Here is a 22948-nt window from a genome sequence, read left to right on the forward strand (position 1 = left end):
CCCGTGAGCGAACCAGCGACCAGCCCCGGCAAGACCCGCCTGATCGTCGTCAGCGGGCTCTCGGGTTCCGGCAAATCGGTGGCGCTGAGGACCCTGGAGGACCTCGACTACTACTGCGTGGACAACCTGCCGAGCGCGCTGATGCCGGCCTTCGTGCGCGCCGTTTCGGAGGATGCCGACGGCCTGCATCCGCGCCTGGCGGTCGGCGTCGACGTGCGCAATCGGGCCGACGACCTGTATCGCCTGCCCGGTGTGCTGGCCAGCTTGGCCGAAGTGGGCATCGACTACGAACTCGTGTTTCTCGATACCCGCGACGACACCCTGATCAAGCGCTATTCGGAGACGCGCCGGCGCCATCCGCTGTCGGCGGACGGGCTGGGCCTGGCCGACGCGATCGCACTGGAGCGCAAGCTGATGCGCCAGGTCGCCGCGATCGCCGACCGCGTGATCGACACCAGCGACCTCAACGTGCACCAGTTGCGACGCTTGGTCATCGGCGAACTCGGCATGAGCGCGGGTTCCCTGACCCTGCTGTTCGAGTCGTTCGCCTACAAGCACGGCGTTCCGACCGATGCCGATTTCGTCTTCGACGCACGTTGCCTGCCGAACCCGCACTGGAATCCGCAACTGCGGCCCTTGTCCGGGCGCGACGCGCCGGTCAGGCAATGGCTGGAGGCGCAGGCCGATGTCATGCTCTTCCATGACAACCTGCGCGACTTCCTCGACACCTGGCTGACCCGCTTCGAGAGCGAGGGACGCAGCTATGTGACGATATGCATCGGATGTACCGGCGGACGCCACCGTTCGGTCCATCTGGTCGAACGCCTGGCCGAGCATTTCCGCCAGAACTACGAACAAGTCCTCAGCTACCACCGCGAACTGGAATAATGGTCCCATGACAGCTGCGAAGCTTGCCCCGCCCCCGTACAGAGCCACTTGCCCTGGGGCCCTGAACCCTGCGTCGTGCCCGGGGTGGCGGCGATGAGCGTCGGCGTCCTGCTCATGACCCACGAGGCCATGGGCGCGGCCCTGGTGGGGGCCGCCCGGCATGTGCTCGGCAAGCTGTCCCTGCCGCTCGATGTCATCGAGGTGGACTCCGGTGCGGACCCGGACAGCACGCTGACCGACGCGGCGCGGCACGCGCGCGGGCTCGATCATGGTGAAGGCGTACTCGTCCTGACCGATCTGTACGGCGCCACGCCGTGCAATGTCGCCCAGCGCCTGCCTTCGCTTGGACTGCACATGCATTGCGTGTCGGGGCTCAACCTTCCGATGCTGCTGCGTGTGCTCAACTATCCCGAACAATCACTCGACGAACTCGCGCAGACCGCAGCCAGCGGCGGTCGCGGAGGAATACATATCGACCATGCTTGAACGAGAAATCACCATCAGCAACAAACTCGGCCTGCACGCGCGGGCGTCGGCCAAGCTCGTGCAGACGCTGCATGGCTTCAAGTCCAGCGTGTTCATGGCCTACCGGGGCAAGGAGGTCAACGCCAAGAGCATCATGGGCGTGATGATGCTCGCCGCCGGTCTCGGCGCGGTGCTCACCCTGCGTGCAGACGGTGACGACGAGGAAACCGCGATGGCCGCCCTGGTCGATCTGTTCGAGCGCAAATTCGACGAGGGCCAGTAAAACCCGGGCGATGCCGGAGGCGTCGCCCGGACTGCGCAGCAGCAGACGTGTGCAGTGACAAGGAGAAGGATTCGGCGTGCGACTCATACTTGAAGGCAACGGCGCATCGCGCGGCATGGCGCTCGGGCGGGCTCGTCTCGAGCAACCGAGCCGCTTTCTCGTCGATGAGACGCCGCTCGAACAGGCCGAGGTCGATGCCGAAGTGCAGCGCATCGACGAAGCGCTGGCGACCGCCCGCGGTGAACTGAAGGCCCTGCGCGACAAGCTCGAGGGACCGCTGGCCCGCGAAGTCGCCGAATTCATCGATGCGCACAGCCTGATCCTCGAAGACCCCGTTTTCATTCATGGCCTGCACGAACTGATCCGGACCGGCCGCTACCATGCCAGTGCCGCGCTCAAGATGCAGCGCGAAAGCCTGGTCGCCGTGTTCGAGGCCATGGACGACCCCTACCTGCGCAGCCGGCGCGAAGACATCGAGCACGTCATCGGACGCGTGCAGGGCGCGCTGAGCCGCGAGTCGAGCGTCGAGGAACGCAAGATCGCGTCGCGCGTCGGCGAGATCCTGGTCAGCGACACGGTGGCGCCCTCGGAACTGGTCCCGCTGGCCGAACACGGCGTGCTCGGCTTCGTCTTGACCGCCGGCAGCACGCTTTCGCACAGCGCGATCCTGGCCCGCTCGCTGCGCCTGCCAATGGTGGTCGGCTCGCATGATGCGCTTTCCCACCTGCAGGACGGCGACCTGCTCCTGATCGATGGCGACGAAGGCCGGATCATCGTCCATCCGACTGCACAGGACCTCGCCGGCTACCGCCACTGGCAACGTGAGGTCGTCCAGCAGGACAAGCGCCGCGCACGCCTGCGCGATGCCGATACGCGGACCCGCGACGGCGTTCCCGTGCAGTTGTACGCGAATGCCGAGATGTCCGGCGACGTGGCCCAGGCCCGCGCCTACGGGGCCGCCGGCATTGGCCTGTACCGCACCGAATTCCTGTTCCTGCAACGCAAGGATGCGCCGGGGGAGGAAGAGCAGTTCCTCGCCTATCGCGACCTCGTCCTCGGCATGGGCGGGCTGCCGGTGACGATCCGCACGCTCGATCTTGGCGCCGACAAGGTCGACAGTGCCGGCCTGGTTCTGCAGGATGAACCCAATCCCGCGCTTGGCGTGCGCGGGGTGCGCCTGTCCCTGCGCACCCCGCAGCTGATGCACACGCAACTGCGCGCGATCCTGCGCACCACAAGCTATGGGCCCGTGCGCATCCTCGTGCCGATGGTCAGCGCCACCGAGGAGATGATCACGGTCCGGCGCATGGTCACCGAGTGCGCGATGCAGCTCCGTTCCGAGGGCCATCCCATTGCCGACTCGTTCGAGATCGGCGCCATGATCGAGGTGCCGGCGGCAGCGATCGCGCTGCCGAGCATGATCCGCAAGCTCGACTTCGTTTCGATCGGCACCAACGACCTGGTCCAGTACACCCTGGCGGTGGATCGCAACAACAACGAGCTTGGCGCCCTGTACGATCCGCTGCACCCGGCCGTCTTGCGCCTCCTGGCGCACATCATCGCGGTCTGCAAGCGGGCCAGGCGTCCGGTCACGCTCTGTGGCGAAATAGCCGGTGACGTGCATTTCACGGCCATGCTTATCGCACTCGGACTGACCGAATTCAGCATGCATCCCGGCCTGCTGCTCGAGGTCCGCGAAGCCGTCAATGCCATCGACGCCGAGGCCGTACGCAAGGTGGCCCCCGTCCTGCTCCGCGCCTCGGGGCGCGAGAGCATCCGCAAGGTCGTCGAGCGCATGCGTGCGCAGAGCCGTCCGATTGTGGAAAATACCGACCTCGTCAGCATCCCGCCCTAGCGCGCAAGCAGCACGCTCCGCGCCCAAACCGATCCCAGAAGATGCCCGCAACCCTTGACCACCTGATCAGTTCGCGTGTCCGTACGCATGCTGATGAACACGCTGCCCGGTTCGCCCGGCGCGAACCGTTCCGTCATGTCGTCATCGACGATTTCCTGGCCGGCCCATTCGCCGATCGCCTGCTTGCGGAGTTCCCGGCCTTCGAGCGCGGCAACGCCCGCAACGAAGCCGGCGAGCTCGGCAGCAAATCGACCGTCGAGCGCATCCGTGAACTTGGCCATGCCTACGCCGATCTCGACGACCTTATCCAGTCGGCCGAATTCCTCGCCCTCCTCGGCACACTGACCGGCGTCGATGACCTTCTCTACGATCCCTGGTACTTCGGCGGTGGTACCCACGAGAACCGGGCCGGACAGGACCTCGACCCGCACGTCGACTTCAACCGACACCCGATCGAGAACTGGCACCGGCGCCTGAACCTGATCATCTACCTGAATCCCGAGTGGGAGGATGCCTGGGGCGGCTCGCTCGAGCTGCACGACGATCCGCGCTCGCCGGACAACCGGGTCCGCCTGATCACCCCGCTCTTCAACCGCTGCGTGATCTTCGAAACCACGGAGACCAGTTGGCATGGGTTTGCCCGAATCGTCCTGCCCGACGACAGGCGCCACTTGAGCCGCCGTTCGATCGCCCTGTATTTCTATACGCGTGAACGACCCGCCGAAGAACTGGCCGACACGCATTCGACCATCTATGTCGACCGGCCACTGCCCGACCATTTCAAGCCGGGCACCGTATTGAGCGACGCCGACGTCGAGGAACTGCGCACCCTGCTGGCACGCCGCGACCAGCACAACCAGCGCCTCTACCGTGACATCACGCGGCTCAACACCGAACTTGAGCAAGCCAGCGCCGCACTCAATGCCGGGCGCCTGGGACGCCTGCGCTTTTTTGTCCAGCGCCTGCGCAGGAAGCTCAAATTTTGAAGGAGGCAGGCGACCAGACGCGACGATCCGGCCCGGCGAATCCGAAGCCCTCGATTCCGCTGGCCGTTGCTTTCTGGGCAGTCATCTTTCCGGCCTGCGTCATCCCGAATGAGATGGCCCTGCAGGACGTGGCCATGCCCGACCTTCGCCTGGCGGGCATCTTCGGCACCCTGGCCCTGGTCGCGATCGTCTTTTCCCTGTTCGGGCTGTTGCGGCCGCGCCTGGCGACGGCGCTGGCCGTCGTCGTGCTGTCGATCATGCTGCTCGTGCGCTTCCTGTTCTACGGACTGGCCGAGTTTTCGGGCTTCGGATTCACCAGTGACGTCTTCATTCACATGGAGGTCGAATCGGTCCGCGTTGCATGGGAGCAGTACCGGCTGATGATCCTGGCCCTGCTCGGCGTGCTCGTCGTGGCCGCCGGCATCGTCATCCTGCTTGCCCGACGCATGGCGCGTCCGTCACGTCGGGTCGGCCTGGCCATCCTGGTGCCGGCCGCCGTCGTGGCGCTGACCTGCCACAAGGCCATGCCCGAGTGGATGCTGGCCGAATCCGCATACGAGTGGTACCAACCCAAGCGCCTCGACATGCCCGAGGCGGAACAGCAACGCTGGCGCAACAGCGGTCTGGTCAACGTGGATCTGAAGAAGAAGTCCGACATCACGGTTGAACCACCGGAGCATCCGCGCAACCTGATCCTGCTTTACATCGAGTCGGGCGGGCTGCGCGTTATCGACCCACCGAAGTACCCAAGGCTCATGCCCAACCTGGCCAGGCTCGTGCGCGAGCGCTCGCTCGTTCCTTCCATCCATGCCAGCAGCTACATCACGATCGAGGGCATCGTGAATTCGCAGTGCGGCACGTTGTTTCCGTTCGAACGCGACAGCGAATCGCTCACCGGGCTCGACGGTGCCGCGGAGGAAATGCCCTGCCTGGGCGATGTGCTACACGCGGCCGGCTACCGCCAGAGCTATCTCGGTGGCGCCGGGCTAAGCTTCGCCGGCAAGGGAAATTTTCTCCGTGCACACGGCTACGACAAGCAGATGGGCATGCGTGAGTGGGTCGAACAGGGCCTGAATCAGCGCCCAGGCACCTGGGGTCTGAGCGATGCGGACCTGTTCGAGCAGTCGTTCGTCGAACTCGCGGCGCTGCGCCGTTCGGGCCAACCATTCAACCTCACGCTGCTGACCATCGGCACGCACTTGCCCGGGTTCTTCTATGAGGAGTGCTCGCCCTATGGCGCGGGAAACGAACGCTTCCTGAACGCGCTGCACTGCACCGACCAACTGATCAGACGCTGGCTGGATCGTCTCGAGGCGGAGGGCTATCTGAAGGACTCGCTGGTCGTCATCACCGGGGACCACAACGTATTCCCGAATCCCGAAATGCAACGCCTGTTCGGAAAGGATGCCATCGCGGACCGTCGATTGCCCTTCATCGTGCTCGGAGACGGCTCGAATGCGTCCAGCGATTTGGATGGCGCGGGCGTCGATCTTGCGCCGACCGTGCTGGACCTGCTTCGCATCAGGCATGACGCGCAATTCGCCCTGGGACGATCCTTGTTGAAGCGGGAGCCCAACCGAAACTACTTCGTCTCCCGTTATATCGACATATTCAATAATGAACCCGTCGATCCCGCGCACGGCCCTTGCAGTGAGAACGTCGCGCCTTCGCCGCCCTTGAACATCTGCGACAAGAAGAGCCTCCTCACTCTCTTGCGCATCCAGAATGCGGCGTTTTCTCGCCCCTCGGCCAAGCTCCGGTGCGAGCGCGCCGAACGAACCAGGATTCTGATTCCCGACTCAATCGAGCAGCCGATGCGAATCCTCGTCGACGGCGTCGATCAGGCTTTGCGGTTCTCATGGATGGAACGTACGTTGCATGAGTCGATGCCCGGGCTCTACCTGATCGCATTCGACCAGGAAGGGAATTTGCTCCAGCGAAAATTCTATCCAGAGGAAGAGAAAAGCGCCTACTCGAAGCGGCCGATCGACCCCGACGGAACCAAGGGTATTCTTGCCGTGTGGCGCAGCACCAATCCTTTCGTTCGACCACCAGCCTGGATGCACGCGTCATCGCGAGCCAAGACCGCTACCGCCACGCTTCTCGACACCCGCGGCACCGTCGCACGGCCTTTGAATCAGCACGCCAGCGACGCCGGCAGCGAGTTTGTCCTGGATCGTAATTCCTGCGATCTTATCATCTCGACTCGCTAACCTCATGCTTTGGATCGCAGGTACCTCTGTCTCAATAGAAGAAGGCGGCTACGCCAGCCGACTTCAGCAACGCGCCATGCGCGAATGCGGAATCTCCAGCATCAACCTATCGATAGGTGATCAAACATCCCTCATGGGATGCATGCGCGTCATGGAGCATCTCGAACGCATGACAGAGGGTGATGTGCTTGTATGGGAATACAGTTTGCTCGACTCGCTACTGACGAAGGACGCGTTCGCCGAGGACGACGTGCATGCGGCCCGACGAATGGCATGGCGACGCTTGATGGAGCGCAACGTGTCCACTTTCGTGCTGATGACGCCGCACCTCCAAAGCCCCACAACCCGAACGGCATGTGAAGACTTGATTGCTGCTGATGCCAGCGCATTCGGACTTTGCTGCCTGGATGTTCGCGAGCTGTTTGCATCCCTTGGGATCCACAATTTGGAGCCGCACTACCGCGATGATCGCCATCCGCGCCATGATTCGCCGGTGGTGGATGCCATCGTGGAGAAGGTCCTTGGCTATCTGCGCATTACCCATGGAACGCTTGCACCAGCCATCCCGGCACCGCCAATGCCCGGGCGCGAGCAGCACTGGCGATGGTTGGATGCCCGCGAGCTCGCAAGGATGGCTGGGAGAAAGCCGAGGCAGTTCAGCAACTCATTCTTGAAAACGCAAGCCATCATCCTGCGAAGCGATGAGGCTATAGACGTTCCGCAAGCGAGTCGTATCGTAGCGTTGGGTGTCTTAAGCACACACGATTCGGGAGGAGCCTGGTGTGGGCATCCAGGATGCCCGCCCGCCTCGACGCGATTGCAGGCCGAGCTGGACTACTCGTTCCTTCTGCGCTCCACAGGCATTCTCTGCGTGCGCAGGGCAATCGATAAGGTCGCCTCAGCGCCTGCGTGGGCTTATGGACGAGGCACGTGGGCAGGTTATGGTCAAGCACTCAGCAGCGCGCCCGGTCGACTGCTGGTCTTCGGCATGCTGTATGAGCCCGCCATCGGGGTGCCTGTGGCCGATGCGAACGCGAACAGTGCGATGACCTCGCATTCCCGACCGAGACCCGCCTTGGTTGCACGGCTGCGGTGGCGACTTCGGAGCTTAATGGGCAGACATTGACCGCATCCGGGAATCCGCTAGCAAGCTTGTGCGCAGCAGCTGCTGCCGACTTCATCCCTCGAGGCAGCTGCGAAGGACACCCGAATCGACGGGCGCAGGTGAATTGGCCAGGCCAACGACCCGATACCGGGATTGTTCAAGGTGGCCCTGCACAAACGTCGCAACGGTCACGATGAACTTGCGATGATTCACGCGAAGGCTTCTCCCATGCAGATATGCGCTGGACTAGTGCAAGGCACACTCATTGCAGATGTGCCGAGAGGATCTTGAAGGCCAGGACTCTCTGGTCGCCGGGCTCTCCGGGTTTCGCCGGTATCCACGTTCTCGAAGCCAGGATTTCGAGTTCGATGTGGTTACCCTTGTCGACTTTGAGCGGCAACGTGAAAGAAGTGCGCGCGCCTGGAGACAGATTCTGCGTGTACTTCTCTCCAGCTATGGTGATTCGAAGTTCCTGGTCCGCGCCAAGCTGCGGAGGCACCCAGACTTCAATTACCAGGCTACTGGCCTTGCGCGTCAGTTGCAGGGCAGCGCTCATGGCTTCGCCCACCCACCCGTCTGGCCACAGGCCTGTCACGCCACGAGGCTGGACCGCATAGCCCTGCACGGGGAGCCTCATCGAATCGCGGGCTTCCGACAGCGCATGTTCAAGGCTCGCAATCTGCGCTCCAAATTGCTTCTCCCGATCATAGAGGAAACGTAATTGCGTCCGCATGCGCACGAAGCGATTTCGCAGCTCTCTGATGTCCGCCTCGTCGAGTTCGCGGCCGGGTTTCCAGTCGAGCGTGTCCTCGGGGACATAGATGGTTGCATGAGGAGGCGCGGTCTCTGCGGCTGGGCGTTCGCGCGTATACAGGTAGATCGCGAAGGAGCGCCGCGATAGTTGGCGTCGCGACTCCGGCAGTTCGATCTTCGAGAATCCATGCCATGAGACTTCGTTCGTCTCGAAGATCACGCAGGTATTCATCAGCGGGGCAACACTCCTAGTCCGATTGTCGCTGCGGTCCCAGGGGTTGGAATGCAGCTCGAGCTGTCCGCCCCAATCAGCCCGCCATTCCTCGTTCAGATAGATGATCAGGTTTAGGCGTCGGTGCCACTTCGTGCGCGGGTGATAGTTGAAATCCACGTGCGCGTCCAGCCCCTGCCCATGTCGGTTTTCATGGGTACCGCCACCGATGTAGTCGGGATCATAGAGCAAGCCGGGAATTCCCGTGACGCGCGAGACGTAATCGAGAAAGGCACTTGTCTGGATGTACCGATCGAGTTCCCGGTAAGCCTCTGAAATATCGCGTACATCCGTGCGCACGGCCTTTCCGCCCACCTGCCCCATCTCATTGAGAGCATTCCGTTCCTCGAAGCTCGGGAAATCCGTGCTCAGTGCGTGGCAGAGATCGCAATCGAGGAAATCCTCGATGACCACGAATCGGAACGGTTCCGCATTCGCGAACTGCTGAGCGGCGTCTTCCCACTTTTGATGGACTCGCGGATCGATGACATTCATGGGTTTTCCCGCGACTTCTTCTTGGAGCCGAATGGAATTGAATTGGGCTGGATCAATGGGATTGGTTTGGATTGGAGCAGCTGCCAGAGCCGGTTCGCCGTGCACCGAATCGCCCGCGATTCTGCGCGCCGCCGCCGACGCTCAAGGCTTGGAAGTCTTTTCGGGCACGTCTTCCTGCTGCCGGATATCCGCTGTTCACCCTCGCAACCTAGCGACGAACAAGCCAGATGCTGCCTCCTCCAAATGCCCTGCCGTCAGGGTATGCCAAGGCTTCCTTCAGAAGTTCCCTGTGCCGCCAATAGGCATGGCTACACGAGAACGTGACTTCGAATGCTGTCGAGTACATCAGGAGCGCCCGCAGGAGGTACTGTTCGTTCCAGCTCCGATTCTCCGTCACGACCCAGTCATGTGGATAGTCGCTCGGAAGGAAGATGTCGTGAACGTGGATGCGGACACCCGGATTCAGCCTTGGGAGGACTTCGAAGTACAGAAAGTTGACGTCGCTGCCGGTCTTGGCCACATGCGACGAGTCGATGAACAGAATATCACCTGCCTCAAGTTGGGCGAACTCCGAAAGCGGAACATCCTGAACCTTCTTCTCAACAAGGCGATTCAGACCTGAGAATCCGTGACGCAGGAAGGGACGGGGATACGGTTCGATACAGGTGATATCCAGTCGATCATCGAGAAACCGGCGCTTCACGTCCGCAGCAAGCAATGTGGAATACCCTGAACCAACCTCAATCAGACGGCGGGGCTGCCAGGCGCGCAGCAAGACAAACATCGAGCGGGAGTCCAGCCAGCTAAATTGCGAATTCCGGGTATAAAACTGTTCGAGAACATCCGAGTCCTCGACGGTCTCAGGATAATCGTATTCCGGCAGGAATTTTGGAAAGTAGGACCCTAGAATCTGCCGATGGCTTGCTTCGTTGAAGTCGATCCCGAGGACCTCGGGGTCCTCTGGCCAAATGCGTGCACTCTGCGCCTCTATCGAGTCTGGATCGACGACTGGCGAATAGAAATGGCCGTTGGGGTGCGCGGTTTGGACTGGCACGTCCTCATGCTCCTTCGGTGACAATGGAATCGTCGCTGGAGGGTTACCTCCGAAAAATCGCTCTATCAATGCTTTCAATTGCCACTCTCGATGTAATTTGATCGGAATCCATGTCCGAGAATTTCAGATGTGGCCCCAAGCCCCATACTGAGGCCTCCGAGTTGTGCATTTCCTCCGGTCGACTGGCGGCCGGATCAGAGCGCACAAGCAGCCATGGAGTGGCACATCGAGGAAACTCGACCGCAGCCGGTTCCATGTCGGCATCGGAGGGGTGTTACGCTGATGGACTTGCGGGATCGATTGCAGCTACCGGATCGAATCGCCGGAAGGCAATTCTACATGGCTGATGAACGAAAACGATCTTGTTCTGAATGGCTCATCGCGACCTTGTCGCGCAGATAGGTGGGCATTGGAAATTCGGGCGCAAGGCCCGATCCGGCCGCCAGATCAGGGCCGGCAATCCGGGCAACTGCAGCGGCCTGAGGATAGCGCCGGCCCGTCGTCGACGCCGGAGCGAACTCCATCCGACCGAGAATGAGATTGCCGTAGCTATCCCATCCGCTGCCGATGACGTGCCATTGCAAGGAACGCGGCAGTGAAATTTGGTCCGCGAGCCCCACGGTGTCGGCGCCGATGGAGGCGACCAGACCGTCGCTGCTGCGCTTGAACAGGCCAGCGTAAACCCTGTTCGGACGCTCCGGCTTCCTGCTGGTCGAGGCATTCGTGTTCCGGCGCGCCCTCCGGCGTGGACCACTCACGAGTATCGAATCTCTAGCGCTGACCCTCGCCCTGTTCGCCGCGGCAGTCTCACTGGTCATCGGCATTGGTCGCTTGGACTATTTTGTCGGCCATCCGGGACAGATTTTCGCGGATCGCTATCTGCCATGGTCGTGCATGTTCTGGATTGGCTGCGGCATCTTGCTTCTGCGCAAGTTGGATCGCGCTGGGCCGTCAACCCGTATTGCTGCTGCAATCGTATCGATCGTCATTCCCATCGCATTGCTTCCCAGCCACGAGAGCTGGGCAGGATGGGGCGAAGCCGTCTTCCGCAACAGCCAGCAAGCCGGCGCCGCCGCGCTATCGGACGTTTACGACGCACGCCTGTTTCCGGACGATGAATCGGCCTCCACTGCCGATGTCCGCAGAACGCTGGACCTGTTGAAGCACCGGCATCTCGGGATGTTCTCGACCGCAGGTGCCGAGAGGCTGGGAGCGCGGGTCGATCTTGGCGGGCCCGCACTGGACGCATCTATATGGATGGACAGCCCCGAACTGCTTGCATATGCTGAAGGCGGGCGAACGGCGGCGCACGTTCATGGTACGTGATCAGCGGAATCTGCCACGTGCTCGAAGGAGGCACACTGGTCATCGTCGATGGCAATGACCAGATCGTCGGCTATGCCTTGCCGAGCTTCGTCGGCACCAGCAAGCACTTGCCGAGGAAAGGTACAGGAAACGCGGGTTCGACGGGTATGTACGCTTCTACTCGCGCGGTGAGTTGTATCTACTGGCCCTTCTCGACCCTGACCGCAACAGCGCGACTACACTCGCGACCCTCGCGACGGAGCCCAGGTAATTGAGCGTTCGGATGCGTCCGCTCGAGGCTCGGCGCGACCGGGAAGCCCCACCATTTCGGCAGCGCGTCCGGAGCACAGGGGGTTGCATAGAAGTGCAAAATCCTCTCACTTGACGGCATGGCCGATAGGGTCGGTCTTGCCCGAGTCAGAAATACGGGTGATGCAGAAAGGCAAAACGCATCGGCTCAGGTCTAATTCGAATCATGGGGAAACATGCGTGAACACAGCAGTTCTCGAACAGAAGGAATTCGCGGCGCAATTCGAACCGCACGGCGGTACAGACCGCGAGTACCTCGCGCATCACTATGCCCGATTTGTCTCGACACTTTGCGAATTTCGCTCCAGTTGGGACATGAGCCGCGGCAACCGGGTCGTCGATATCGGCGCGCACTGGTTGCATCAGGCAGTACTTTGGAGCCAGGCGGGATTCAGAATTACCGCCGTCGACATGCCGATCACGTTTGAAATGAGCAACGTACGGTCCATTGCCGAAGCAATGGAAATTGAATTGCTAGCCTGCTCCAATCTAGAGAAGGCTGATGCCCTGGATGCGCTACCCGATGCCAGCGCGGACGTCATCCTGTTCACTGAAATCATCGAGCACCTGACGTTCAATCCAGTCAATCTTTGGAAGCAGGTTTACCGCATCCTCTCGCCACGAGGCCGACTGCTGGTTACGACACCAAACTACTATGCCTGGAATGGGCGAGCTTGGAATTTCCTGCGTTTCGTGCGTGGATTTGGCGGCGGAATCAGCGTCGACGAAATCCTCAACTCGAATACCTATGCTCACCACTGGCGCGAATTTTCAAAGCACGAAGTCATTCGCTATTTCTGCCTTCTTTCTCCGGACTTCAACACGGTCAAGGCGAAGACAGTCAGAAATGACTATCCAGCACCGCTTAAACTGAGTAAGCGGATATCAGGAAAGGTCTTCGAGACAATATCCGGACTGCGCCCCAACCTGCACTTGGAGATCGAGCTCCTTTCAAAGGCACACGGAATCACCATTGAGCCTGGATGGTAGTCGGAATCAAAGGCGCGGAAGATCGAGGCGCGAGAAAATCCAGATTCCCTCTGAATCCACTTCTCGACCAGGCGGGGGACCGAAGATGTGGCACAGTCGTCATGGCGTGCTGAACCTCCTTGACTGATACTTCCGTTTAATCGAATCGGTCAGGAGGGTGGCTGGACGTGGCCAGCGGATTGCTGGCGCTCTTCACTGGTGAAGGCGACCTTGTCGCGCAGATAGATTGGCAGGGCCTGCTCTGCGGACATGCCCCGGCCGAACTCCAGATGCTGCAGAGCCAGCCGCGCAATCGCCGACGCCAGCGGGTATCGGTTTCCTTCAGCCCACAGCGGCTCTTCACCCAGACGTCGCAAAATTGCATCGCGGTAGCCGTCCCAGCCTGTTCCGACGACGTTCCATTTCGCGCTGAGCGGCACTTTCAGAGCTTCGACGGATCCCACGGATTCCATGCTTGTCGGAGTGACCAGGCCGTGAGCATCGCGTCCAAAGCAACCAGCGTAGATTTCGCCCATGCGGGCATCGATGACAGCAAGAATGGCACCTTCATTCAGTGGCACATCGAGGGCGAGCGCCGCCAGCGAGGATATCGGAATCACCGGCAGATCAAGCGCCAGGGCGATTCCCTGCGCAGCCGAGACGGCCAGGCGCACGCCGGTGAATGCGCCGGGGCCGCGACCGACGGCAATCGCGTCGAGGTGGCGTCTCGAGATGCCGGCTTCAGCCAGCACCGCCTCGCACATCGGTAGCAGCAACTCGGCATGCCGGCGCGGCGCGTATTCGCTGCGGGTGATGATTTCTCCGTCGCAACTGAGGGCGACCGAGCAGCATTCGGTGGCAGTTTCGAGGGCGAGCAGGTTCATGACGGCATTCTACCGGTTGTGCCGGCGCCGCCGATGCCGATGCCATACCAGTCGATGCGTCGGGTCAGGTACATCAGCGCGGCAATTGCCACGAGCAGGGCAATCGCCCCCATCAGCAGGGAGTATTGTTCGCTGATCACGAGGCCGTAGAGCAGCACATAGACCAGGGCCAGCAGCCCACCGAGGATCGCGCCGGCCTGGCGACTGCGCGCAGCGGCCGCGGCATATCCGCCTACGATGCCGACCAGGGCGATTGAAGCCAACGCGTAGGACCATGCGAAACCGATCTGTTCGGACAGCGCGAGCAGGAGGACATAGAACGTGCTCAGGGCCAGGCCGACCATCAGGTACTGGACAGGGTGCACGCGCCAGCGCCCCAGCGCTTCGAACAGGAACAGGGCGACGAAGCTCAGGGCGATGAACAGGATGCCGTACTTGCCGGCCCGCTCGTTCTGCTGGTAGGTACCGACCGGCTGGAACAGCTCGACGCCGAAGGCCGATTGCTGGAGGACAAGGCCATTGAGGGCGCTGGACGCACCGGCCTGGCCATAACTGCGATTGAGGTCGAGTACCTGCCAGTGGGCCCGGAATTCCGTCCTGTTCTCGCTGTGGCTTTCCGGCAGGAACGCGCCGACATAGCTCGGATCAGGCCATGCGCCGCTCAGGCGCACATCGGTCTGACGGGCCAGAGGCAGCACGCTGATTGAGGCCGTTCCGGCGAGGCGCAGGCTAAACGAGAACTCGTGCGCCGACCGGGCGCCGTCCAGATCAATCGGCCACGCTACCTCGGTGGTGGTCATGCCGCCGAATCCGCCGCTACCGGGACCGAGCGGGCGCTCGACACCATCGAGCGTAAGCGCCGACATGCTACGGATACCGCGAACGTCAGCGATCGGAACGCGCAGCACGGCCTGCGCCCACTGCGGCTCGCCGCCATTCGTGGCCAGTGCCTCGAGCGAATCGCGATTAAAGCCACCACTGACCGACAGGGCGGCCGTGTAGATCGGCGTCGCATAGATGCCGTATTGGCGGACCTCGGTTGCCAGACTGCCCTCGACCAGCAGCTTTTCGGATAGCAGATAGCGCTCCTCGTCAGCGAGGATCCATCCCTTCTCGCCTTGCAGCTGCCTGCGCACGGGCACCACGAGCACCGGGCCACCGACAGTCTGCTGCCGGCCCCAACGCTCGGCGATGCGCTCGCGGGCCTCGCTCTCGAGGCCCCGACGCTCGCCGACCAGGGACTGCACCTGCGCCAGCGGTATCAGCATGACCAAGGCCAGCAGCCCTACGCCGATCACCTTGAACGTGATGTTCTGGGTCCAGTTGCGCACCTGCATGACCGTCTCCTCTGGGTGAGAGGAGACAGTGGAGCGCCGGCAGCAGGCAACCGGAAGGCAGGAAATGGCCATTCAAGGGCAATTGCGGGCACGAACTTGCGCGGCCGTGGGGAGGCGTTGGGGTTCGCATTCGCTCACCACCAACCTACGACGCGCGGGCTTTCGCGCCAGCCTTCGGCACACGCCCTGCTCCGCGCAGGTCAATCGGAAAAGCGGATTCGCGCGCATGGATGGGAAATGGTGGGCCGTGAAGGATTTGAACCTTCGACCAATGGATTAAAAGTCCACTGCTCTACCGCTGAGCTAACGGCCCCCGCTCCAATCAGATACCTCTGTCGCGCAAAGCGCGACAATCACTCCCCCTCTCCCCCGGGAGAGGGCAAGGGGTGAGGGTCCGGGCCGCGATGAAAAACATCAAAGCCTCAAACCAAAACCCCGCCGCGCAAAGCGCGACGATCACTCCCCCTCTCCCTCCGGGAGAGGGCAAGGGGTGAGGGTCCGGGCCGCGATGAAAAACATCAAAGCCCCAAACCAAAACCCCCGTCGCGCAAAGCGCGACGATCACTCCCCCTCTCCCACCGGGAGAGGGCAAGGGGTGAGGGTCCGGACTACGACCATACCCATCGCAGCCTGAAGCCCCAACCGCTCTTGTAAGAAGCGGCTTCAGCCGCGATGCAATTTCTCGAATCGCAAGAGCATCGAGGCTGAAGCCGCTTCCTACGCCGCTGCGGCACTTCTGCCGTTCAATCGGACCTTGGAGCGATCCGATCGAACCGGCATGATGACGCGCGAACCGCGAAGTTTAACGGCATATCCGTTTCAACGATAGCGTGTCGGATCGTCGAGACCGGCAGCGGCAAAGCCCTCCGCTCGCAGGCGACAGGCATCGCAGTGGCCGCAGGCGCGCCCTTCGGCGTCTGCCTGGTAGCACGAGACGGTCGCACTGAAATCGATGCCGAGCCGCGCGCCGGCACGCGCGATGTCGGCCTTGCTCATGGCCATGAGCGGCGCGTGCACGCGAATTCCGGCGCCCTCGACACCGGATTTCGTCGCCAGGTTGGCAAGACGCTCGAAGGCCTCGATGAATGCCGGGCGACAATCCGGGTAACCGGAATAATCGACTGCGTTGACGCCGCAGAAGATGTCCGAGGCACCGAGCACCTCCGCCCAGCCCAGGGCAATCGACAGCATGATCGTATTGCGCGCCGGCACGTAGGTGACCGGAATACCCGCACCACCCTGCTCCGGTACGTCGATATCCGCAGTCAGCGCCGATCCGCCAATTGAACGCAGGTCGACACTGACCGTCTTGTGCTCAACCGCGCCGAGCGAGCGCGCGAGGCCGGCAGCAGCCGCCAGTTCGGAGGAATGGCGTTGGCCATATGCCACGCTCAGGGCATGGCAGGCGAACCCGCCTTCGCGCGCGAGCGCGAGGGTAACCGCGGAGTCCATGCCACCCGATACGAGGACGACAGCCGGTTTTCTGTTTTCCTTGCTCATGTCATTCCGTATCAATCAAAACCGGCGCCCATGGTTCGCTGGCTGACGTTGCTCCCTGGGAAGCCCGCGCACAACGAGCGCGTCGATCAGCCTTGCCGCTGCTGTTCCCTATTCCCTATTCCCCATTCCCGGCCCCCAATCAACGCCCGGGCTCGCTGCCCCAAAGCTGCTTGTGCAACTGCATCTGGAAACGCACGGGCAGACGATCGGCCAGGATCCACTCGGCCAGGGCTCGCGGTTCGAGCTGGCCATGCACTGGAGAAAACAGGATCGGACAGCGCCTGGCCAGTGCATGCTCCTCGATACGCGCCACGGCCCAGTCGTAGTCGGCACGATCGGCAAGCACGAACTTCACCTGATCGCGGGCTCCGAGATGCCCGACGTTTGTCCAGAGATTGCGCCCGACCTCGCCGGAACCGGGCGGCTTGAAATCGACGACGCGCCGGACACGCGGATCCACCTCGCCGATATCGAGTGCACCGGAGGTTTCGAGGGAAACCTCGTAACCCTCATCGCAGAGCGCGACCAGCAAGGGCAGGCAGCGCTTCTGTGCCAGCGGCTCGCCTCCCGTCACACAAACATGATGGGTTGCATAGCCGCCGACCTGGTCGAGTATCGAGGGAATGTCCCGCCACTCGCCGCCGTGAAAGGAGTACTCCGTGTCGCACCAGACGCAGCGAAGCGGGCAGCCGGTCAGGCGCACGAAGACCGTCGGCCAGCCGACACTGTCGGACTCGCCTTGCAGGGAATGGAAGATCTCGGTGACGCGCAGACGCCGTGAGGCAGTGGTCGCGGACGACGGATCGGGTGTCAGGGCAGTTGCGACCATCGCATCGTCGAATCCGGGCCGGACTCAGCGCCGGTTTTCGAGCTTGAGCGCGCGCAGGCGGCCCTGGGCGAGACGGGCCACGGTCGTGTTCGGGTAGGTTTCGACCACCGAATTGAGCGTCGCCTCCGCGGCGTCCCATTGCTTGAGCTCGTACTGGCAATAGCCGGTCTTGAGCAGCGCGTCGGGCGCCTTCTGGTTCTGCGGGAAACGCGACAGCAGCGTGTTGAAGGTTTCCAGGGCCACCCGGTAATTCTGGGTGACGTAGTAGGACTCGCCGAGCCAGTAATAGGCGTTGCCGGTCAGGTCGCCGTTCGGGTACTCCGCGATGAAGGTCTGGAAGCGGCGTGCCGACTCGGCATAACGACCGTCCTTGAGTGCGGAAAACGCCTCGTCGTAGGCGCGCTTTTCCGCCTCGGGATCGGCTGCATCCGGTGGAAGATCCGCGCCGGGGCTATCCGACGCCAGGGGTGCGGCATTGCCTGCCTCGTCCGGCGGCGCCAGCTGTGCGTCGCCCGGAGTCAGCGAAGAATTTGTGTCGCCTTGCGGCGGCGTACCGAGTTCGATGTCCTGCAGGCCCTGATCCACCGGACCCGGGCCGGCGGCCGGTGCCGCGGCAGGTCCGCTACGGCCTTCGATGCGGCCAATTCTTGAATCGAGATCGATGTATTGGTCCTTGGCGCGACCCTGGGCTTCGCTGAGCTGGTGGCGCAATTCCTCGATCTGTCCCTGCAGCACCTGGACCTGGGACTGCAACGCCTGGATCTGGTTGACCAGTTCGATGCTGCCCTGTGCGCCGCCCCGTCCGGAGGCCTGCTGTTCGAGGCGCTCGAGGCGCTCGGACAGGCTCAGGCGTTGCTGGGCGCTCGCCGGGGCGGCAAGCGCAGCAGCGGTCACGAGGACCGCTGCTGCCAGACACTTGCTGTATCCAGTGTCGCCCACGGACATCAGTTGGCGCTGGTGTAGACGATTTCGACGCGGCGGTTCTTCGACCAGGCCGACTCGTCATGGCCGCGATCGACCGGGCGCTCTTCGCCATAGCTGACCACGGTGAGCTGGCCGGACGATGCACCGGCAGCGCTCAGGGAGCCAGAGACGGCATTGCCGCGGCGCTCGCCGAGACCGAGGTTGTACTCGCGCGTGCCGCGCTCGTCGGCATGACCTTCCAGGGTCACGCGGGCGTTCGGGAACTGACGCAGGTATTCGGCATGGCAGGCCACCTGGGCCTGGAATTCCGGCTTGATTTCAGTGCGGTCCAGATCGAAATAGATCACGCGCTGGCGCAGGCAGGAATCGGTGTCGAGATCGCCGACCTTGTAGCGGCCGGACTCTTCCACCGGGGTGGTGTCGGTCGGTGTCGCCGGCTCTACCGGCGCGCTCGGCTTGACCGCTTTCTTGGCGCAGGCGCCAAGGCCGGCCACAAGCATTGCGGCAAACAGGATACGAACAGTATTCTTCATGAGTGTTCCCCTCAATCGGTTGTTAAGGTCACGGTTAAGTTTTAGGACAGTAGCAATAGACACGATCATGCCGGTGTTCCGGCCATTCTTTTCTCTTCTGGCTTGTCAGCGCTGGCGAAACGGTCCCCACGCCGGTTCCCGAACATCACCATCGGCGAGGACCAGCCGCTGCCGCACCCTTCCATCGGCGGAGACCGCATAAAGCACGCCCCGGGGCCCTTCGGTCGCTGCGTACAGGACCATGCTGCCGTTCGGTGCAAAGCTCGGCGATTCGTCCACGTTGCCCGGGGAAATCTCCGTGTAAGTACCGGTCGTGCGGTCAAAAACCGTAATACGATACACGTTTCCATTACCCTGTGCCATGGCGATTTTCTTGCCATCGCAGCAGATCGTGGCACGCGCATTGTACTGGCCCTGGAAGGTCAATCGCGCTGCATCGCCCCCCGCTGCCGACACCTCGTATAACTGCGGTTTACCTGAGCGATCGGAGGTGAACACCAGACTGCGCCCATCCGGCATCCAGGCGGCCTCGACATCGATCGCGAAATGATTCGTCAATTTGGTCGATTTTCGCGACGCCAGGTCCATGATGTAGATGTCCGGACTGCCGCCGTAGGACAGGTTCAGGGCGAGCTTGGTGCCGTCCGGCGAGAAGGCCGGGCCGCCGTTGATGCCCTTCTGCGCCGAGATCAATTCGCGCGAGCCGGTCGAAAGGTCCTGCAGGTACACCGAGGAATTGCCCCGCTCGAACGAGACATAGGCCAGGCGGCGGCCGTCCGGCGACCAGGCCGGCGACATCAGCGGTTCGCGCGAACGGACCACGACCTGCGGATTGAAGCCGTCGGAGTCGGCCACCATCAGCGCGTACTGGGTATTCTGGCCGAGGCCGACCGAGGTGACGTAGGCGATTCGCGTCCAGAACGCGCCGCGGACACCGAGGATCTTCTCGTAGATGAGATCGGCAATCTGGTGCGCGACATCGCGCATGGCCGTGCGCTGGCCGCTGATGGCGAGACCGATCATGCGACTCTGGCGGGCCACGTCGAACAGCTCGAACTCGACGCGCAGGGCGCCGTCGCCGGCGTCGGCGATGCGGCCGACGACGAGATAGTTCTGCTTGAGCAGGCGCCAGGTGGCGAACTTGACCTCGGACTCGCGGGTCGGGAACTCGACGATGTCGCGCCGGGCCAGGGTGAAGAACTTGCCCGAGCGGGCCAGGTCGGCACGGACGATTTCGGAAACGTCGGTCTCCGGTGGCAAGCCGGCGCCCTCGAAGGCGAACGGAACCACCGCGATCGGGTCGGCGGTGCGGCTGCCATCGTTGATTTCGATCGTCAGGCCCTGGGCCCAGGCGCCGTTGGCGCTGACGAGCAGAAGCAGGAGCAGTCCGAAGCGGATCAGGGTGCGGTTTCTCATCAGCATTTTATCCTTGCCCGTCGTATTTGAAATTGAAGGTGATTTCGCGACTGAATACTTTCTCATAGCCCCTGTACGGCAGCGGAGCGGCCCGCATCACGGCCTGTTCGATCGAAACGCGCGCGCCGGGATCGGCATTGCAGGGCGACGTCACGTTGGCCGATATCACGTCACCACCGGGGATCTGCACGATACGCAGGGTGCAGCGCAAACCGGGCGGCACCGATTCGGGCCGGTTCCAGTTCTGCGTCACCGCGGCCTGGATCGCGGCGGCATAGCGCGCAGTCAAGTCGTTGTCCTGGCCGCCGGCGCCGGTCTGAGCCTGCCTGGCCTCCTCTTCGAGCAATTCCTGCATGCGTTCCTTTTCGGCATCTTCCTGCTCCGCAAGACGCCTGTCCTGCAGCTGCTTGAGACGCTCCTTCTCGAGATTCTTCTTCTTCTCGGCCAGCGCCAGTTGCTTGCGCACCTCGTCGAGCTGCTTCTGCCGTTCGGCTTCCTGCTTTTCCTGTTCGAGCAGGATCTGCTCGCGCCGACGCTTCTCTTCTTGCTCCTTCTTCAACTGGTCGGCCTTCTGTTCGGCCAGCGCGGCAACCCTCTCTTGCTCGATCAGGTCCTGCTTCGGCGGTTCCGGCGGCGGCACCGTGTCGGGCTTCGGCTTCGCTTCCTCGGGCTTCGGCGGTGGTGGCGGCTTCGCCGGCGTCGGCTTCGCCCGCGGCTTGCGCGAACTTGGCTTCGGCGCACTGGTCGGTCCGACCAGGCTCGCCTCGATCACCGGCCCCGGCATGACCACCACGCGCGACTCCTGGGTCCACCACAGGCCGATGCCGATCATCAGGATCAGTACGGCGTGCAGCAGCACGGCATAGATGACCGCGCGAACCTTGTCGGCGAAACTTTCCATCGTCCGGCTCAGCGCTTCTTGTCGGGGGGTGGCGTGGGCTGGCTCATCAGGCCGACCTTGGGCGCCCCGGCCTGCTGCAACAGCACCATGGCCGCGTAGATCCTGCCGTAGTCGACGCGCTCGTCACCTCCGATCAGCACGGGTACCTGGGGATTCTGGCGGACGAAAGCTGAAACCTTGTTGACCAGGGTTTCCTCGTCGACCGGCTCGCGCGTGCTGGCGCCGATGGTCAGGAACAGGGCCCCGTCCTTGTCGACGCTGACGACGACCGGTTCCTTGTCGTTCTGGATCGCCGTGGCGTTGGACTTGGGCAGTTCGATATCGACGCCGAGGTTCATCAGCGGCGCGGTGACCATGAAGATGATCAGCAGCACGAGCATGACGTCGATGTAGGGCACGACGTTGATCTCGGCCTTGAGCTTGCGCCGCTTGCGATTGCGATAGCTGTGCTGCATCAGGCGACTCCGCTGGCTCGTATGCGCGTTGACGGCGCGGCGCTGCCGGCATGCAACGCGCAGGCGCGTCGATCAGGGTTGCTGCATGGCTCAATCATCGACGTGGGCCTGGCGCTGCAGGATCGAGGAGAACTCCTCGAGGAAGGTCTCGTAACGCAGGGCGACGCGCTCGACGCGCGTGGCGAAGCGGTTGTAGGCCCAGACCGCCGGAATCGCCGCGAACAGGCCCATTGCAGTGGCGATCAGCGCTTCGGAAATACCCGGGGCGACCATGGCGATGGTCGCCTCCTTGACGTTGGCCAGGCCCTGGAACGCGATCATGATGCCCCAGACGGTCCCGAACAGGCCGACATACGGGCTGATCGAGCCGACATTGGCAAGGAACTCGAGATTCTGTTCGAGGCGCTCGACTTCGCGCGATTGGGACACCCGCATGGCCCGTTGCGCGCTTTCCAGCAGGGTCCGTGAATCGACGCCGCGGCGCTGGCGTTGGCGGGCGAATTCGCGGAACCCGGACTCGAAGATCGCCTCGATGCCGCCGATGCGATCGCCGCTGGCGTTGACGTCCTTGAACAGGGCGGCCAGGTCGGAGCCCGACCAGAAACGCTCCTCGAACTCGTTGGCGCTCGAATTGGCCCGGTTGATCATGCTCATCTTGCGGAAAATGATGATCCATGAGACCAGCGAGAACAGGACCAGCATCAGCAGGACGAACTTGACCGGAAGGCTCGCCCCCCAGATCAGGGCGAAGACATTGAGTTCGTGATTCATGATTGTGCGATCTCTTGCAGCAGGAATTCGGGAATCGGAATGGGACGCCAGCGTTCGACGTCGAGGCAGGCGATGCGCACCCGCGCATCGACCAGCCTGCGATCGTCGGCAGTCCGGCGCAGGGATTGTTCGACCTTGAAACTGGCGCTGCGCAATTCGGTGACGCTCACGGTGGCCTCCAGCATGTCGTCCAGCCGGGCCGGCTGGATGAAGCGCAAGTCCATGCCATGGACCACGAATACAACGCCGTGTTCTTCACGCAAGGCCTGCTGTCCGATGCCGGCCGCACGCAACCACTCGGTCCGCGCGCGTTCGAAGAAACGGACGTAACTGGCGTGGTAGACGACACCACCGGCGTCGGTATCTTCCCAGTAGACACGCAAAGGCCAGATGAACGGCCGGTTCCGACCGCTCACCGGCTCGCCACCCGTGGCTGCTCGCGGGGCG

At 62.6% G+C, this 22948-nt stretch carries 24 protein-coding genes and 1 tRNA gene; 9 read left to right on the top strand and 16 right to left on the bottom strand.

What is annotated here, in order from left to right; all coding sequences use genetic code 11:
- Nucleotides 1-3 precede the first annotated feature (3 nt).
- The 5 genes from rapZ to BM125_RS08805 all read left to right on the top strand — a co-directional run bounded on the left by rapZ (nt 4) and on the right by BM125_RS08805 (nt 4477).
- Nucleotides 4-888 carry an RNase adapter RapZ gene (rapZ, locus tag BM125_RS08785; protein ID WP_092407021.1) on the top strand — a complete coding sequence of 295 codons (885 nt, stop codon included), beginning with the start codon at nt 4-6 and terminating at the stop codon, nt 886-888.
- 93 nt (nt 889-981) lie between these two features.
- On the top strand, nt 982-1374 hold the full coding sequence (locus BM125_RS08790) for a PTS sugar transporter subunit IIA (RefSeq protein WP_092407023.1): 393 nt from the start codon (nt 982-984) through the stop codon (nt 1372-1374).
- Nucleotides 1367-1636, top strand: a complete 270-nt coding sequence (locus tag BM125_RS08795; RefSeq protein ID WP_092407025.1) for an HPr family phosphocarrier protein — start codon at nt 1367-1369, stop codon at nt 1634-1636. The genes BM125_RS08790 and BM125_RS08795 overlap by 8 nt, the downstream gene beginning before the upstream one ends.
- A 76-nt stretch (nt 1637-1712) precedes the next feature.
- Nucleotides 1713-3491, top strand: coding sequence for a phosphoenolpyruvate--protein phosphotransferase (ptsP, locus tag BM125_RS08800; protein ID WP_092407027.1), 1779 nt, complete (start codon nt 1713-1715; stop codon nt 3489-3491).
- A gap of 41 nt (nt 3492-3532) precedes the next feature.
- Nucleotides 3533-4477: a 2OG-Fe(II) oxygenase gene (locus BM125_RS08805; RefSeq protein ID WP_092407029.1), complete on the top strand. Its 945-nt coding sequence runs from the start codon at nt 3533-3535 to the stop codon at nt 4475-4477.
- On the opposite strand, the gene BM125_RS20195 is transcribed toward BM125_RS08805, so the two are convergent.
- Nucleotides 4467-4736: a hypothetical protein gene (locus BM125_RS20195; RefSeq protein WP_175497976.1), complete on the bottom strand. Its 270-nt coding sequence runs from the start codon at nt 4734-4736 to the stop codon at nt 4467-4469. The genes BM125_RS08805 and BM125_RS20195 overlap by 11 nt on opposite strands.
- Here BM125_RS20195 and BM125_RS08810 point away from each other — a divergent pair.
- Together BM125_RS08810 and BM125_RS08815 are read left to right on the top strand one after the other, a co-directional pair.
- Nucleotides 4735-6690 (top strand): LTA synthase family protein, encoded by a 1956-nt coding sequence (locus BM125_RS08810; RefSeq protein ID WP_175497977.1) that lies wholly within the window; start codon nt 4735-4737, stop codon nt 6688-6690. The two genes, BM125_RS20195 and BM125_RS08810, sit on opposite strands and share 2 nt — an antisense overlap.
- A gap of 4 nt (nt 6691-6694) precedes the next feature.
- A complete protein-coding gene (locus BM125_RS08815; RefSeq protein WP_092407033.1) occupies nt 6695-7816 on the top strand; it encodes a hypothetical protein in 1122 nt (373 codons plus the stop codon).
- A 241-nt stretch (nt 7817-8057) separates the two neighbouring features.
- On the opposite strand, the gene BM125_RS08820 is transcribed toward BM125_RS08815, so the two are convergent.
- The 3 genes from BM125_RS08820 to BM125_RS08830 all read right to left on the bottom strand — a co-directional run bounded on the left by BM125_RS08820 (nt 8058) and on the right by BM125_RS08830 (nt 11126).
- Nucleotides 8058-9314 (bottom strand): 2OG-Fe(II) oxygenase, encoded by a 1257-nt coding sequence (locus tag BM125_RS08820; RefSeq protein WP_092407035.1) that lies wholly within the window; start codon nt 9312-9314, stop codon nt 8058-8060.
- Between the two features lie 208 nt (nt 9315-9522).
- Nucleotides 9523-10446: a class I SAM-dependent methyltransferase gene (locus BM125_RS08825; RefSeq protein ID WP_139224916.1), complete on the bottom strand. Its 924-nt coding sequence runs from the start codon at nt 10444-10446 to the stop codon at nt 9523-9525.
- A 257-nt stretch (nt 10447-10703) separates the two neighbouring features.
- The gene (locus BM125_RS08830) at nt 10704-11126 is read right to left on the bottom strand and encodes a hypothetical protein (RefSeq protein ID WP_092407039.1); all 423 of its coding nucleotides are present in this window, start codon (nt 11124-11126) and stop codon (nt 10704-10706) included.
- Between the two features lie 73 nt (nt 11127-11199).
- On the opposite strand from BM125_RS08830, the gene BM125_RS08835 reads away from it, so the two are divergent.
- Both BM125_RS08835 and BM125_RS08840 read left to right on the top strand, forming a co-directional pair.
- Nucleotides 11200-11694, top strand: a complete 495-nt coding sequence (locus tag BM125_RS08835) for a hypothetical protein (protein WP_092407041.1) — start codon at nt 11200-11202, stop codon at nt 11692-11694.
- 468 nt (nt 11695-12162) lie between these two features.
- Nucleotides 12163-12972, top strand: a complete 810-nt coding sequence (locus tag BM125_RS08840; RefSeq protein WP_175497978.1) for a class I SAM-dependent methyltransferase — start codon at nt 12163-12165, stop codon at nt 12970-12972.
- Between the two features lie 149 nt (nt 12973-13121).
- Here BM125_RS08840 and tsaB read toward each other — a convergent pair whose 3' ends face one another.
- The 12 genes from tsaB to ybgC all read right to left on the bottom strand — a co-directional run bounded on the left by tsaB (nt 13122) and on the right by ybgC (nt 22917).
- Nucleotides 13122-13835: a tRNA (adenosine(37)-N6)-threonylcarbamoyltransferase complex dimerization subunit type 1 TsaB gene (gene tsaB, locus BM125_RS08845; RefSeq protein ID WP_092407045.1), complete on the bottom strand. Its 714-nt coding sequence runs from the start codon at nt 13833-13835 to the stop codon at nt 13122-13124.
- Nucleotides 13832-15172: a cell envelope integrity protein CreD gene (creD, locus tag BM125_RS08850; protein WP_092407047.1), complete on the bottom strand. Its 1341-nt coding sequence runs from the start codon at nt 15170-15172 to the stop codon at nt 13832-13834. Before creD ends, tsaB begins: the two co-directional genes overlap by 4 nt.
- Before the next feature lie 238 nt (nt 15173-15410).
- Nucleotides 15411-15485 (bottom strand) — tRNA-Lys (locus tag BM125_RS08855).
- 506 nt (nt 15486-15991) lie between these two features.
- Nucleotides 15992-16672, bottom strand: a complete 681-nt coding sequence (gene queC / locus BM125_RS08860; RefSeq protein WP_092407049.1) for a 7-cyano-7-deazaguanine synthase QueC — start codon at nt 16670-16672, stop codon at nt 15992-15994.
- Between the two features lie 139 nt (nt 16673-16811).
- Nucleotides 16812-17501: a 7-carboxy-7-deazaguanine synthase QueE gene (gene queE, locus BM125_RS08865; RefSeq protein ID WP_092407051.1), complete on the bottom strand. Its 690-nt coding sequence runs from the start codon at nt 17499-17501 to the stop codon at nt 16812-16814.
- Nucleotides 17502-17525: 24 nt separating this feature from the next.
- A complete protein-coding gene (gene ybgF, locus BM125_RS08870; RefSeq protein ID WP_245778852.1) occupies nt 17526-18395 on the bottom strand; it encodes a tol-pal system protein YbgF in 870 nt (289 codons plus the stop codon).
- 50 nt (nt 18396-18445) lie between these two features.
- Nucleotides 18446-18958, bottom strand: a complete 513-nt coding sequence (gene pal / locus BM125_RS08875) for a peptidoglycan-associated lipoprotein Pal (RefSeq protein WP_092407055.1) — start codon at nt 18956-18958, stop codon at nt 18446-18448.
- Nucleotides 18959-19063: 105 nt separating this feature from the next.
- The gene (gene tolB / locus BM125_RS08880; protein ID WP_092407125.1) at nt 19064-20374 is read right to left on the bottom strand and encodes a Tol-Pal system beta propeller repeat protein TolB; all 1311 of its coding nucleotides are present in this window, start codon (nt 20372-20374) and stop codon (nt 19064-19066) included.
- 7 nt (nt 20375-20381) lie between these two features.
- The gene (tolA, locus tag BM125_RS08885; RefSeq protein WP_092407057.1) at nt 20382-21275 is read right to left on the bottom strand and encodes a cell envelope integrity protein TolA; all 894 of its coding nucleotides are present in this window, start codon (nt 21273-21275) and stop codon (nt 20382-20384) included.
- 8 nt (nt 21276-21283) lie between these two features.
- Nucleotides 21284-21730, bottom strand: a complete 447-nt coding sequence (tolR, locus tag BM125_RS08890; protein WP_092407059.1) for a protein TolR — start codon at nt 21728-21730, stop codon at nt 21284-21286.
- Between the two features lie 90 nt (nt 21731-21820).
- Nucleotides 21821-22501 carry a protein TolQ gene (gene tolQ / locus BM125_RS08895; protein WP_092407061.1) on the bottom strand — a complete coding sequence of 227 codons (681 nt, stop codon included), beginning with the start codon at nt 22499-22501 and terminating at the stop codon, nt 21821-21823.
- Entirely contained in the window at nt 22498-22917 is a 420-nt protein-coding gene (gene ybgC / locus BM125_RS08900) for a tol-pal system-associated acyl-CoA thioesterase (RefSeq protein WP_092407063.1), read from the bottom strand. The genes tolQ and ybgC overlap by 4 nt, the downstream gene beginning before the upstream one ends.
- Nucleotides 22918-22948: the final 31 nt, after the last annotated feature.

The sequence above is a fragment of the Dokdonella immobilis genome (assembly GCF_900115085.1).
GTDB classification, from domain to species: domain Bacteria; phylum Pseudomonadota; class Gammaproteobacteria; order Xanthomonadales; family Rhodanobacteraceae; genus Dokdonella; species Dokdonella immobilis.